The 13,298-nt window shown below is 57.9% G+C and carries 11 protein-coding genes; 5 read left to right on the top strand and 6 right to left on the bottom strand.

What is annotated here, in order from left to right; all coding sequences use genetic code 11:
* The first annotated feature begins 46 nt into the window (after positions 1-46).
* From F3J19_RS14770 to F3J19_RS14755, 4 genes are all read left to right on the top strand, one after another.
* Complete coding sequence (locus tag F3J19_RS14770; protein WP_167042555.1) at positions 47-1,432, top strand: sensor histidine kinase; 1,386 nt, start codon at positions 47-49, stop codon at positions 1,430-1,432.
* A 33-nt stretch (positions 1,433-1,465) separates the two neighbouring features.
* On the top strand, positions 1,466-2,161 hold the full coding sequence (locus F3J19_RS14765; protein ID WP_167042553.1) for a response regulator: 696 nt from the start codon (positions 1,466-1,468) through the stop codon (positions 2,159-2,161).
* Positions 2,162-2,399: 238 nt separating this feature from the next.
* Positions 2,400-3,476 (top strand): porin, encoded by a 1,077-nt coding sequence (locus tag F3J19_RS14760; protein ID WP_240158958.1) that lies wholly within the window; start codon positions 2,400-2,402, stop codon positions 3,474-3,476.
* A 304-nt stretch (positions 3,477-3,780) separates the two neighbouring features.
* Positions 3,781-3,948 (top strand): hypothetical protein, encoded by a 168-nt coding sequence (locus F3J19_RS14755; RefSeq protein WP_167042550.1) that lies wholly within the window; start codon positions 3,781-3,783, stop codon positions 3,946-3,948.
* A gap of 299 nt (positions 3,949-4,247) precedes the next feature.
* Here the strand turns inward: F3J19_RS14755 and F3J19_RS14750 are convergent, their stop codons facing one another.
* On the bottom strand, positions 4,248-4,520 hold the full coding sequence (locus F3J19_RS14750; protein WP_167042549.1) for a transposase: 273 nt from the start codon (positions 4,518-4,520) through the stop codon (positions 4,248-4,250).
* Between the two features lie 411 nt (positions 4,521-4,931).
* On the opposite strand from F3J19_RS14750, the gene F3J19_RS14745 reads away from it, so the two are divergent.
* Positions 4,932-5,810, top strand: coding sequence for an EAL domain-containing protein (locus tag F3J19_RS14745; RefSeq protein WP_167042547.1), 879 nt, complete (start codon positions 4,932-4,934; stop codon positions 5,808-5,810).
* Positions 5,811-5,855: 45 nt separating this feature from the next.
* On the opposite strand, the gene F3J19_RS14740 is transcribed toward F3J19_RS14745, so the two are convergent.
* From F3J19_RS14740 to F3J19_RS14720, 5 genes are read right to left on the bottom strand one after another with little or no spacing between them, the layout of a single operon-like run.
* Positions 5,856-7,232 carry an endo-1,3-alpha-glucanase family glycosylhydrolase gene (locus F3J19_RS14740; RefSeq protein ID WP_167042546.1) on the bottom strand — a complete coding sequence of 459 codons (1,377 nt, stop codon included), beginning with the start codon at positions 7,230-7,232 and terminating at the stop codon, positions 5,856-5,858.
* Positions 7,229-8,524 carry a hypothetical protein gene (locus F3J19_RS14735; protein WP_167042544.1) on the bottom strand — a complete coding sequence of 432 codons (1,296 nt, stop codon included), beginning with the start codon at positions 8,522-8,524 and terminating at the stop codon, positions 7,229-7,231. The genes F3J19_RS14740 and F3J19_RS14735 overlap by 4 nt, the downstream gene beginning before the upstream one ends.
* A 1-nt stretch (position 8,525) precedes the next feature.
* Entirely contained in the window at positions 8,526-10,778 is a 2,253-nt protein-coding gene (locus tag F3J19_RS14730; RefSeq protein ID WP_167042543.1) for a glycosyltransferase, read from the bottom strand.
* Positions 10,765-11,841, bottom strand: a complete 1,077-nt coding sequence (locus F3J19_RS14725) for a glycosyltransferase family 4 protein (protein ID WP_167042542.1) — start codon at positions 11,839-11,841, stop codon at positions 10,765-10,767. The genes F3J19_RS14730 and F3J19_RS14725 overlap by 14 nt, the downstream gene beginning before the upstream one ends.
* A complete protein-coding gene (locus tag F3J19_RS14720) occupies positions 11,819-13,048 on the bottom strand; it encodes a hypothetical protein (RefSeq protein ID WP_167042540.1) in 1,230 nt (409 codons plus the stop codon). The genes F3J19_RS14725 and F3J19_RS14720 overlap by 23 nt, the downstream gene beginning before the upstream one ends.
* Positions 13,049-13,298: the final 250 nt, after the last annotated feature.

Here is a 13,298-nt window from a genome sequence, read left to right as displayed (position 1 = left end):
GGGTTGACCGCGCTTGTCGCTTCGAACACAAAAGGATCGACGCATCGTGTTTTCAGGCAGCTTGCGCGGACGTTTGCTGTGGTGGCTCCTGTTGCCGCTGGCCGCATTCGTCTCCATTTCCGTCGCGATTTCATATCGCTTCGCGCAGACCACGGCGGATCTCGTGCAGGACAACGCACTGCTTTCGTCGATGCGGATCATCGGCGAGGATATCGATTGGGACGATAGTTCTTCGGTCTCCATTCAGATTCCGCCGGCTGCGCTCGAACTCTTCGAATCGCCGGAACAGGACAGCGTTTTCTATCGCGTCGAGGCGAGCGGACATCGTCTGCTTGCGGGCAGTCCCGACCTGCCGCTGCCGCCGCACGTGAGCGATAGTCCCACGCTTTATTCCACGCATTTCGACGACGGCCGCGAGGCGCGCGCGGTGGCTTATGTGCGGCAGCTCTACGACTCGGGGCGCACCGAGGAGGTGATCGTCGCGGTCGCGAAGACCGAGGGCTCGCGCGATGCGATGGTGTGGCGCCTGCTGCGGCCGCAATTATCCGGCGAAGTACTGACGCTGGTGCTCGCGATGGTGTTCGTCTATCTCGGCTTGACCTTCGAGTTGCTGCCGCTCATGAAGGTGAAGGACGACGTTGCCGATCGCAATGCGTCGCAACTCGAACCGATTCGCGTCGCGCGTCTGCATGTCGAACTCAGGCCGATTGTCGAGGCGATTAATCAGTGCATTGCGCGAATGGGCCAGCAGGCGGCGACGCAACGGCAGTTCATTTCCGATGCCGCACATCAGTTGCGCACGCCGCTTGCGCTGCTGGTCGCGCAGATCCAGTTCGCGCGGCAACGCGACAACCGGGACGCACCGCTCGCCGAAGCGCTCGCGGGCATGCACAAGAGCAGCCGTAAGCTGACCACGCTGACCAACAAGCTGTTGCTGCTTGCGCAGGCCGAGTCGGTTGCGCCGTCGAGTGTGCGCGAGCGTATCGATCTGAGCGCGCTGATTGCGGGCGTACTCGAAGACTTGATTGCGTTCGCACAGTCGCGTGCAATCGATCTGGGTGCCGAGCTGGAAGACGGCTTATACGTGACCGGCGACGAAGCCTTGACCTCTGCGCTCGTGACCAATCTCGTCGATAACGCGCTGCGTTATATCCAGGCCGGCGGTCACGTTACCGTGCAGACGCGGCGGCGCGATGAGATGGCGATCGTACGCGTGATCGACAACGGACCCGGCATCAAGGCCGAAGCACGCGAGCGTGTGTTCGAGCGCTTCTATCGCGCGTCGAGTCATGCCGAAGGAACGGGACTCGGTTTGCCGATCGTGCGCGAGATTGCGCGACGCCAGGGCGGTAGCGTGAGGCTCGAACCCAATGAAGACGGTATCGGCCTCGTCGCGACGGTCGAAATGCCTTTATGGATCGGCGCAGCCTGACGCGTCGCGCGACCCGCAAAAGAGGGAGGAACGATGAAACTACTGCTCGTGGAAGACGACGCGGACCTCGCCCGCTGGGTGATGAACCTGATGCAGGTCGAGCAATTCGCCATCGATTGGGCGCAGAACGGCGAGTGCGCGGAAACGCTGCTCGGTCTGCAATGCTATGACGCGGTGCTGCTCGATATGCGTTTGCCCGGCATCGGCGGCAAGGAGGTACTCAAGCGGTTGCGCCGCAAGCGCGACAACGTGCCGGTGCTGATGCTGACCGCAAATGGCTCGACCGACGACAAGGTGGCCTGCTTTTCCGCCGGCGCCGACGATTATGTCGTCAAGCCTTTCGATGCGCGCGAACTGGTGGCGCGCATCAAGGCACTGATCCGCCGTCAGGCGGCGGGCGACAAGGGGCAGCAGATCGAATGCGGAGACTTGTGCTATCTGTTCGATTCGCGCGAATTCCTGCTGCAAAACGAGCGTCTGCCACTGCGCCGCCGCGAACACGCGATTCTCGAGACGCTGATGCTGAAGCAGGGCAAGACCGTTTCCAAAGCGACGCTGATGGACAAGGTTTTCACGCTCGACGAAGAGCCGAGCGCCGACGCGATCGATATCTATATTCACCGCTTGCGCAAGCATCTCGCGGCATCGAGCGCGAAGATCATGACGCTGCGCGGACTCGGCTACATTCTGCGCGAAGAGGAACCGCACGAGGCATTTGCTGCGACCTGAGACGACAGCGCGATAAATACGCGTTTCGTTTACCCGTCTTCTGTTGTCAAAATCATACGTTCTAGTGTTTTCACCGACTTCCGCCGCTCCTGCGCGAAAGAGGCGTGAAGGGTTGCTCTGACTATTCTTGGCATTGCTATGCAAGCAGATGTCCGATCAATTCAACACAGCAGGAACGGAGGAGAAGATGGGGAATAAGACCAGGTTTTTGCTGGTGGCAGGCGGCAGTGCTTTGGCCATGAGCAACGTTCACGCACAATCGAGCGTGCAGCTTTACGGTTTGATGGATTTGAGCGCGGTGTCGTATCAGACCAATGCGAATGCCGAAGGCAAGCATGTCATCTCGATGGGCATTAACGGCGAGCCGTGGTTTAGCGGCAGCCGTTTCGGCATGAAAGGCGCGGAAGATCTCGGCGGCGGGCTGAAGGCGATCTTCAGGCTCGAAGCGGAATACCGCGTGAGCGATGGCGCAATGGAAGACCCGGGCCAGATCTTCGATCGCGACGCATGGGTGGGTATCGAAAGCGACACGTTCGGCAAGGTGACGGCGGGCTTCCAGAACACCGTGGCACGCGATGCCGCCGCGATTTACGGCGACCCATACGGCAGCGCCGCCTTGACCACCGAAGAAGGCGGCTGGACTAATGCCAATAACTTCAAGCAACTGATTTTCTACGCGGGCAGTGCCACGGGTACTCGCTATGAAAACAGCGTGGTGTGGAAAAAGCTGTTCAGCAACGGCATATTTGCTGCGGCGGGCTACGCATTCGGCAATCACACGAGTTTTGGCACCGACGCCACCTACACCGGCGCACTCGGCTATAACGGCGGACCGTTCAATGTGTCCGCGTTCTTCAACCATGTCAACAACAACGGCTTCACGAACAAATCGTATTCGATCGGCGGCAACTACACGTATAGCATCGTTCGCGTGAACGCCGGCTATTTCCACTACACGGGCGATCAGGGAGCGCTGGGACAACGTCACGACAATGCGTGGACCGTGTCGCTCAAACTCTCGCCGAAGGGACCGTTCGACTACGCAATCGGCTATCAGCAGATGCATGCATCGAATGCGGCATTCGACGATAACGGCGGCACCGCGAATGCCAACCTCGCCTTCAATCCCGATGGGGGCACCGCGAGCGGCTATAAGGAAACCCTGTACGCGTCGATGTTCTATCACCTGTCGAAGCGCACTGAACTATATGTGGCTGGCGACTATATGAAGCTGCACAACGGTTACGTCGTGGCGACGACGTATGGCGCGAAGAACCAGCTGGAATTGACGACGGGTATTCGTACGCGGTTCTGAGGTTCGGGTTTCGTGTCTCTTGTTTCGCGAGAGTGGCGTGGGCGTTGCGGGAGGTCGAGCGTTCTTTAGGCTGAGCATTTCTCGCGGTGAAAGCCCAATCTATTGCTCGGGTATCTCTGCGCTTGCGCTGAAGGCAGACCGCCGCCGGTTTTTCGGGCGGCGGTCTTTTTTTGGGAGGACCTTTGTAGACGTTACTCAAGCTGCCTTGGCTGCTGCCTCCTTCGCGAGCAGACGCTGGGCCTGATGATCACCCTTTGCCGCTTCCTGCGCGGTTTGAACCGACGTCTCGCTGGCTTCGGCCAGCATGGCGCGCGCGGCACTGCTGATGCTGACCGTGTACGACGAGGTGGTGGAACTGGTGGACGATCCTGTCGACGACGAAGCGCTCTTGCTGGATGCGGGTGCCGTCGATGCCGATGCCGAGGCCGAACCCGACGCGACAGCAGAACCTGTGGGTCCCGCCGGGTTTTGACCAACTGCCTGAATAGACATTTCTCTCTCCTGGTTGGAAAACGAGTACTGCGCTCTGTCTATCGGCGTCGTTCGAGGCGGCTTGAGGACTATATTTTTTGTGTTTTTGGCGGAACTTAAGTTGTTGTTAAGGTTGAAAAGAAAAGTGCTGGGAGGGGTGTTTTCTTAATGTTTCGATAAGGTTGAAGAGGTAGGCTGCGCCTCGATAATAGGTCACGCCGGACAGACTATGGCGCGGCTATTAAACGTCTGCATCTGGTCTTGTGTACAGGCGAGTTGTATCCGTTTGAGTCGATGGATTCAAACATCTGTTTCGTCAATGGCGAGTAATTCATTCACCTGCTTTAGAATGCCGGCCTTTTTCCACATCGTATAGCGCAGATAACAGGTCTGTTGCGGTGGAAATGTTGCCGGAAGTCTGTGCCATTTTTCTTTTCGCTGCTGTAGCCACAGGATGGCGTCGAGAATGTCGCGATCGCTGCGGCGTGGCCGCCCGCGAGTTGAGGCGGGCGGTTCGGGGAGCAGACTCTTGACGCGATCCCAGTTGGCGTCGGAGAGCGGGATTTCTAGCATCGGCTGCCTTGAATGAACTTAAGGGAAATTCGCAGTCGCTGGTCAATATTGCGTCGGAGCGGATACTAGTCAATCTTGCAGAGCCGGTCAAATGGTTAGGCACGCAATTTTCCGTATTTGACTTTCTTAATCTCCTGCATTTTATGCCGATATACGAGCCCGCCCGTATGGTGTGATAGGGCTGCGCTTGTCGTTGCGTTACGTCACGGGCAACACAACGCAACGTAACGTGCGACGTTACGCAAACATCGTACGGTGTGTCACAGCCATTTTTCCCATCAAGATATTGTTCCCGAAGTCCTTGATCGAAAAGACTTTTACGGTCTTTTTGCAAATAATCGGCGAATCGGTGTCATATCTGGCGCGACTCGTGCTTGCATATGCGCGTTTATACAAAAAGACGTATTCGCCATGCACACGCTTGACCCTGCGAAACATGTCGCGCTTGCGCGCACGATGACCGCGCGTTTGGCCGCCGTCGCGCAGAACGATGCGAACGGCGCCGACAACACGACCGCGCGACTTAGCGAACTGGAGACGCGTGTCTGCGAAGGCCTGCATGCTGGCGAGTTCCATCTCGTGTTTCAGGGTGCATATCGCGTGGAAGGTGGCGCGCCGGCGCGGCTCGAGGCCCAGCTTCGCTGGACGCACCCCGAATACGGATTACTGCTGCCGGGTATCTTCATGATGCCACTTGAACATCCGCAAGTGGCACGAGAAATGGCCGCATTCGTGGTGGATGGCATATGCCGCGAACTGTGCGATTGCGTTGCCATGCAGTTACCGTTGCAGCCCATAGCGATCACGGTGCCCACGCAGATCGCATTGCTCGATTCGTTTGCTGATGACCTCGCACGTGCTGCGCAATCGCATGGTGTGCCGCTGCATCTGTTCGAAATCGAGGTGACCGATAGCGCCGAAGCGGCGAAGCTGCTTTCGCTGCGCACGATGACGGAAGGGCTTCGCGAGGCCGGCGTGGGTGTGGCGCTGGGGAATTGGGGGAATGGGGCGTCGTCACTTGCGTTGCTCGGTGCGCTCGATGTTGACACGATTACGATTGCGCGCGAATTGATGAGCGCGGTGCCGCGTGACAGGCGAGCTTGTGTGGTGATGTCGGCGGTGATGGATCTGCTCTGTGAGCTCGGTGTGCGGGTGGTTGTGAATGGCGTCGATACGCGGGAGCAGTTCGAGTGGTTGGGCCGGTGGCCCGATGTGTTGGCGCAGGGGGCGTTGTTGGCGCGGCCGCAGGCGGGGTTGAGGGACGTGCTTGAGTTGAAATGTGATCTGTAATTGAGGAGGGACGTTACGAGTAACGTCCCGTTATCCGAGATTTACTTAATCTGGCGCCGACTGCCCGCTGAAGTAGTTGAATGCACCGGTAAAATCGTTGGTGCGAATGGGTTCCTCACCGCTTTTGTCTGCGATCGTCTTGCCGTTGCGCGTCAGCAAGAAACGCGGGGTGCCTGGCAGGGCTGGCACGGCGACTTCGCTAACGCCGCCAGGCAGTTCACGCACGGCTCGTGTATTACCTTGCAGGATCTCAAGCGTTGCGGGCTCAGTGAGGAACGTCGTTACGTGGACCAGCGCGGTCAATGGCGTACTTGAACGCGGGGCGATTGCAGCACCACCTGTACTGCCGACAGCAGCAGCCGCACCGATTCCCACCGGGTGCAAGCGGTAGAAATAATAGAACTTATCCTGTGTAATTGTCGGTGCAGTCCCGCGCTTGAACCACTCAATGAAGTAGCGGCTCGCGTCGAGATAGCCTGTATGACTCGGCAATAATCCGAAGCGGGGAGCGTAAACCCGTGCGCTTGCGTTGCTACCGATCGGCGCGACATACGTCGATTCGGCCCAATCATTCCATGTGACGATCTGCACCCAATCGACGTTAGATCGAATAGTGGCAATCCATTCGGTTGCCATGCCAGAAAAGCCGTTTGTTTCAAATGCGCGATAGTTTGTGCCGCTCGCAAGCCCGCGGTAATACGGTGTGACGGGTGCCATGAAGAGCTTTCCCGCCGCTTTTAGTGCAGTAGCGAGATGCGCAATCGATCGCGCGAGCGAGTCCGGCGCGCCCGCCGCACCGAAATAGAAATAACCCTGCGCGGAATGACAGCGCCATGCGATTTCCTTGGCGGTTGCATCACCGATTTCAGCTTCTTTCGTCGACGGCATGAAGTGCGGCACGATGTACGCGCCGAGCGATTCCGCCTGCTTGATCAGTGCCTCGCCACGCTCTGAGTCATCGCCACCTAATCCATATGCGGATATCACAGGTTTTCCGTCAACCATCAGCTGCGCCGGGAGATTCGCGGTCGTCTGCACGATGTCCTCGAGTTCGTCCTGCGCTTTTCCGTCTGCAGAGACGAATAGCTTGAAGCCGTTGCCGAACTGTTCTGCGGCGCGATACATCGTCAGCACGCGTTGACGGTACAGTGGCTCGCTGCGATGCCATCCACCACAATTGAGAGCAAAGCCGTCGATGCCGCGTTGGTGTGCGTCGCGAAATTCGGCAATGTAATTGTCGACGCCCGCGTTCGGGCCGCTGCGTGGCCACGCGACCATGTAATGCGCGAATACGCGCTTGGTGTCGCGCAAGTCTTCCGCCTGTGTCGATACTTTCGATGCCGCCGACGCAACCGATATTTGCGCGGCTAGCCAAGCGGGCACCGAACTTACACCGCCGAGAACGAGTGTTCGGCGTTTCATTTCTGTAGTCCTCCCTGCCATTGACTGACAACCGGTTTCTCGATTGATCGTCGTGCGGCGCGTCGGCTGATCATCAACGACAAAACTAACACGAGCATGCTCGCGATTACGATGCCGGTCAGCGCGCCAATCAGCCCAAAGCTATACGACAACGCCGATACGAACGCGAGCGAAGCGCCAACTTCGAGAGTCGAGATCTTGACAAAGGCCGCGCGGTTGGTAGAGAACACCATTAATGACAGCACACGGCACAAGAAAATCAGCATCGCGCCAAGGAACGCGACAAACATGAAGCCAAATTGCATCGTGTAGCCGCCCAGCATCGCAATCGGGAACAGATGAATGCGGCAAGCGAGCCAACTCGCGAACGATACGAGCGCAATGAGCACTATCACGCTAGCGGCTATCACATGACGTTGCGGCACGTGCAAGAGCGCGTTCATGATTCGCTTGAGCGCGCCACTTAATACGAGTGCGACGCCTTGGCCGCAATTGAACGCAAGGTTGTGCACGCTTTTCACGCCACGATAGAGCGAACCCGCTGATGGTCCGACAATGAACGTGACGATCATGATGTCTACGTGCTTCGCGCCTGAGAAAATCGCATTGCCGTACCAGCTACCGAGAATCTCCTTGCGGTTCTGCACGAAGAACGCCTTGTAGTCGAAAGTCCGAAAGCGGAATTTTTCCGCCTCAGGGCGGAAGAATCCGGAGTCGGGCGGTGGCCCTCGTCGTAGCGAATGCAGGTACGCGGCAAGCAGCATCACACCATATATCGCTTCGACGAGTAACAGCAGGTCGGGAAGATATGCATCAAGCGAGCGTCTTTCCACCAGCAGCACAACGATCAACACACGGCTAAACGCCGAGATAGTCGAAATCGAACAGATCGTGCCGCTACGTCCATAGAAGCGCAGTATGCCCAACGAGAAGTGGGAAAGACCATAGCAGGCCGGCGCGAGTATCATCAGTATTCCGAGCTGTGTGCGTGCAAACAGACCATAATGCGCGAACAGCGCACCTATCGTTGAGAACACTGCGGTTGACCCGAGTGCGCTAAGACAATCCAGAAAGATCAGCGTGGACACGTGCGAACGCACCTGTTCGACCGTGAAGATACGCGGCGAGCCAAAATTGAAAAGATCGATCGCGACAAAAAAGAATGCGACAAGTGCATAGGATTTTCCTAGCCACTCCGCGTCGAGATACCTGAGCGCGAGTGCGACCGCGATGAAATTGCCAAACGCCGGCAACGCGGACGCAAGCATGACATAGACGACGTCCCGCTTCATGTCAGCCATATGCTTTTAGCGCCTCGCAATAGTGGCGATACTGTGCCTGCAAATCCGAATAGCGAAAACGTCGCACTGTTTCGTATTGACGTTTCTTCTGCTGGTCGCACCATTGTGCATCGGTGGCGACGTGCATGATCTTCTCGCTTAGTGCATCGATATCGGCTGGCGGTATAAGACTTGCTAGTTCGAGGACTTCGCCGACGCCGCCAACCTGTGTTGCGATCACTGGAATGCCGACTGCCATCGCTTCGAGCAACGCACGCGGCATACCTTCCTGTAGTGACGGCAGCACGAAGAGCGCATGTTGGCTTACGATGTTTAGTACGTCGTCACCGCTCAACGCACCTGCGAAGTGCACACAGTCGCCGAGACCGAGCTGCGCCGCTAGCTGTTCGAAGGTGCCGCGCTGCGCGCCATCGCCTATCAACGTGAGTTCGACGTTGAGTCCACGCGCGCGTAGCACGGCCATTGCTTTCAGTAGGACCGAGTGGCCCTTGCTTTCGTTGTGCATCATTGCCACGTTGACGATGCGGAACACGCCGGTTTCGGCGTTGCGTCTGGTGTACGTATCGTCGCGAAGCTCGAACAGTTCATCAGGCAGATACGCGTCGCTGAATCCGAATGAGCGCGCTTGCGCGCGGGGTGGATAGATGGCCTGCAGTGCGCCGACCGTCACATAGCGTACCGTGCGGCCATGCTTCGCCGCATGACGTGTGGCCCAGCAATGCACGCGGCGAGCAATGTGCCGCAACGGATGGGATGATGCCGTGTCGCTGAAATAGTCACCCGGATCGGCGACGATCTCCGCGGAGAACGGCTTGCCGCTCGCCTGGCACAGCAGCATCGCGAGCAGAGAGAGATTGCCTGGAAAGCGCAGCACTAGCAGATCCGCATCGCGGATCACACACCAGATACGCCATATGAGTCGCGGTAGATGACCGATCAGGGCTTTGACGCCGCGCGGATTTCCGAGGTCAACGAAGTGCGTTGCTTCGCCAGTCACGAGATCGCCGCGGGCGTGCTGTGCGGGAAACGAGCGAGCGGCAATACATACGCTGGAGAAATTCTCGGTGAAGCGTGCTGCGAACTTCCGATGACCCATATGAGGGCTGAAGATCTGATCTCCAACTTTTTGAAAGTTGCCGTCGATCAGCAGCGTGATCGACGGATCGCATTTTGCCTTGATCCGTTCGATCATTTCGCGATAACGATTCGTCGATGCATCGGCCAATTGCTGCCAGAACGGTGCTGGATCGCGTCGAAGCTTTTCGATTGCAGCGGTAACCGTGTCGGGATCGAAGCTCTCCGCATGGTACGCATAGCTGGATAGGCCAAGATCACTGTATGCGGCTTGCCCCTTGCGCTCGTAGGCGATGTGGATGCTCGGCAGGCCGCCGAGCACGCTTTCGAGACTGCCGTGCAGTCGCACCGATACGACGATCGCATCTTCCTGGCGGATCACGTCGCGCAACGCCGGCGCTGATTCGATGCCGAACACCCGTCGGTAGAACATATCGTCGCTGTTGCCGCGTCCGGAGCTCTGCAAGGCAAGGCGTGCATCGGGCGTGAGTTGGACCAGGCGCCGCAGTTTCGCGACGTAGGCGTCCGCATACGGCTTGTCGCCGAGATCGCGAAACACGAAGTACACATCGCGCCGTGTACTGAATATCGAAGAAGTAGACGATGTCACGGTGGCGCGGCGCGGAACAGGCGGCTGCTTGCTGATTTCGAGCACGACCAGATCGCCGATTCTCACCGCGTGTCGATGGGTCAGTTCGCGTACGCTCTTGTCATCACGCAAAAAAATTGTGTCGATGTGGCGACGCACAAGCCATTTGAGTACATTGCCTGGCAAGCCAGAAAACGGTCCGACACTTTGCGGAAGATAGATGCGCGCGCGCGGCTTCCATAGCGACGCACACACGATCTGCAGGCCATGTGCAACGAGTGTTTTGCAGCCCTCCTTCCACGTGCCTGCGCGCAGATAGCCGCCGCCGACACCGAAACATACCGGTGCCCGACGGAACCACGCCTGTGTGAACGTTCTCGCCACGAATTGCCAGAGCGAAATCAGCTCGATGTGCTGATCGTCGAGATAGCCGACGAATGACGCCGGGTCCAGACATACGACCGTGACGCGCTGCGCAAAGCCCGCATCGCGGATCGCCTGCAAGCTTAGCTTGACCAGTAGGCCGTCGCCGCTGTTACGCGAGCTGTACGCGTGCAGAAGAAAGACGTCAGGCGTTCTCATAGCAGTTCATCAGCGATTTGAAGAATTTGTCAGCGTTGAACGCGTGATCGAACACGTGACGCGAATTTGCGCCCATGCGACGGCATTCGTCGATGGACAGAGAGTTGAGTTGCTCGGCGAGGCATGTGCTTGTCAACTGCCGCAGAATCAAACCGTTGTAGCCATGAATGACCTGTTCAGGTAGTGAGCTTTCGCTCGATACGACGAGCACCTTGCCTGCGCGCATTGCTTCAATCGGCACGAGTGCAAGACCCTCCCAGCGCGACGGCACTACGATTACGTCCATACTGCGCATCGCGAGCTTTGTCTCCTCGGGACTGATCCAGCCGTGGTAGGTGGTCCTCGACGCTTCGCGCGGCATCGTGACACTGCCGCGCACCGCCGTGCCGAATACGTGAACGTGCAGGTTATCGTTGAGGAGAGGCAGCGCCTCGACGAGAATGTCGAAGCCCTTCTGATAATCAAGACGGCCAAAGTAGCCGATCCGAATCTGCTGCGCAGGGTGCACGGTGTTTTCCGGTTCGCTCGCGAGCCTATCAGAGGCGGGGTCGGTCGGAATACCCGTGTAAACGAGCTCGATCCTATCCGGTGCGATGCCGTGCTTGCGTGCCGCGCGCACTTCGTCGAACGACATGCAAAGAATGCGCGTGCAGCGCCGAGCGAGCCACTTCTCCACGAGTCCAAACGCGAATGCGGTGGGACGTGAGATGTCCTTCTTCATGAACGACCATGCGTGCGGCGTGTACAGCACCTTGGCACCGTCGAAGCGGTTCAGCCTTACGTAGATGCCGGGATAGGAGCTATGGCAGTGGATCACATCGGCATGCAGCGTCTGGACGAGACCACGCACTGCACGCGCGATGCTCGCAAACTTCAGAGGATTGCGGCTCGATCGGTATGACACGACATGAATGCCGTTGATGTCGAGTTTCGCGACATCCATATTGCGCGGGTCGCAGACAAGTACGACGTCGTGTCCGCGATCGCGCTGCTCGATCATCAGCGTTGTCACGTAATTGGCAACACCTCCGATCCATGTTTCAACTACGTGGACTATTCTCATCACGCACTCCGGCGTTTCGATAGTAAAGACGCGAGCTATGTTTTTTCTGTTTCAGCAACAGCGCCAGTGGCAAAGCGAACAGCACGATCCAGCGCATCCCGTAGTAAGCAAGGACGTTCGAATCGAACAGGAAAAAGAGGAAGGGCAGCGGGTACGACACGATCTTGATAGGCAGCCATCGCCAATGCGAGCCAAGACCGATCCGATTGATGCGTGCGATTAGCCATGCTACGACGATGAACGACAGTAAATAGCCAAACACGCCGAAATTGACGAGAAATTCTCCAGGCATTCCGAATAGCAGTGTTGTTTCGTCGGAATCGTTGGTTTCGGTTTCGCGCACAATATCGCTCTTCTCGCGTGCGAAGGTGTCAGGTTTGTTTTTCCAGATCGCTTTGGGCACGATTGCTGCGGCGGCGCCGACGAAGCTGCGCCCCATGCCGAGCGTGTAGCCAGGTTTCGATACCGACTGAAGCGCCAACACTTGCACGTCGAAACGCGACAGGTCGCGAAACAGGAAGAAGCTAAGCGGTCCCATCGACAGTTGCAGCATCCGCTGGTCAGCAAAGTTCTTGGACAGATTGCCGAGTTCGGAATAGTCGATACCAAACTTCAGCGGAATCATCGCAAGGCCGCCGATCGCGACGCACACGCCGACGATCTTCGCCGCACGCTTGCTGATTTGAGCCGAGAACGAGTGATAGATAAAGCAGGCGAACAGCACGACGAACACGATGCCCTGCCGGTTGCCGAACACGCCCGACGACAGCCAGCCAAGCACCACCAGTTGAGAGAATGCTGCGAATTTCATCAGCCGGCTACGCCAGGGTCGCAGCATCACGCATGCGAACACCCATAGTGGTGCGGTATTGGCCAGCGCTTGCACAACGCCGAGTCCTTCGAGCGGATCGTTCTGCGTGACCGAGGTTTCGAGACGATCCGCATACAACTGTACGATCGCCCGATAACCGCCGAGCTTTACGTAGATGAACGCGAGTGCCGCGAGCGAAAGCAACGCGAACATATAGACCCAGCGGCTTGCGAGAACTGCGCGACGTATATCCGGCGTTCCGACAGGCGTCGACGCTCTCGCGCCCGTGCGACGATTGCGCAAAACGATGAATGTGAAGTTCATCGCCCAGATGCCGATGATGTTCAGCACGAACCATGAGATCGTCGCCGGGTTTTGCTCGGGTAGCAGCGTCAAATAGATTTCGTCGCGCGCAATCAGCTGACCGGCCGGCAGCACGCAAAAGTACGCGAGCGCGAAGAGCCGCCATAGGCGCAGCAATTCGTTATCGGCTTTGAGGCAGCAGATGCTTGCCGCGCTGAGCAGGAGCAGGCAGGCTGTCAGCGCATTCGTGGCGCCCAGATAGAGCGCGGTGAAAAGCCCGGCGATCGCGCCACCGCCGGCCAGCAGCCAGAGAAACGGCAGCTTGTCGCTTTTGCGCGGCGGG

Origin of the sequence: Burkholderia sp. Ax-1724, from assembly GCF_011752995.1 — a bacterium.
GTDB lineage: Bacteria > Pseudomonadota > Gammaproteobacteria > Burkholderiales > Burkholderiaceae > Paraburkholderia.
The sequence above is the reverse complement of the archived record's forward strand: the minus strand, read 5'-3'. Positions and strand labels throughout refer to the sequence as shown.

Excerpts from the sequence above, each read along its gene's own strand:
- F3J19_RS14760 (WP_240158958.1), top strand. The coding sequence starts at position 2,400 with ATGAGCAACGTTCACGCACAATCGAGCGTGCAGCTTTACGGTTTGATG.
- F3J19_RS14735 (WP_167042544.1), bottom strand. The coding sequence starts at position 8,524 with ATGAAGCGGGACGTCGTCTATGTCATGCTTGCGTCCGCGTTGCCGGCG.
- F3J19_RS14740 (WP_167042546.1), bottom strand. The coding sequence starts at position 7,232 with ATGAAACGCCGAACACTCGTTCTCGGCGGTGTAAGTTCGGTGCCCGCT.
- F3J19_RS14765 (WP_167042553.1), top strand. The coding sequence starts at position 1,466 with ATGAAACTACTGCTCGTGGAAGACGACGCGGACCTCGCCCGCTGGGTG.
- F3J19_RS14725 (WP_167042542.1), bottom strand. The coding sequence starts at position 11,841 with ATGAGAATAGTCCACGTAGTTGAAACATGGATCGGAGGTGTTGCCAAT.
- F3J19_RS14730 (WP_167042543.1), bottom strand. The coding sequence starts at position 10,778 with ATGAGAACGCCTGACGTCTTTCTTCTGCACGCGTACAGCTCGCGTAAC.
- F3J19_RS14750 (WP_167042549.1), bottom strand. The coding sequence starts at position 4,520 with ATGCTAGAAATCCCGCTCTCCGACGCCAACTGGGATCGCGTCAAGAGT.
- F3J19_RS14745 (WP_167042547.1), top strand. The coding sequence starts at position 4,932 with ATGCACACGCTTGACCCTGCGAAACATGTCGCGCTTGCGCGCACGATG.
- F3J19_RS14755 (WP_167042550.1), top strand. The coding sequence starts at position 3,781 with ATGGCGCGCGCGGCACTGCTGATGCTGACCGTGTACGACGAGGTGGTG.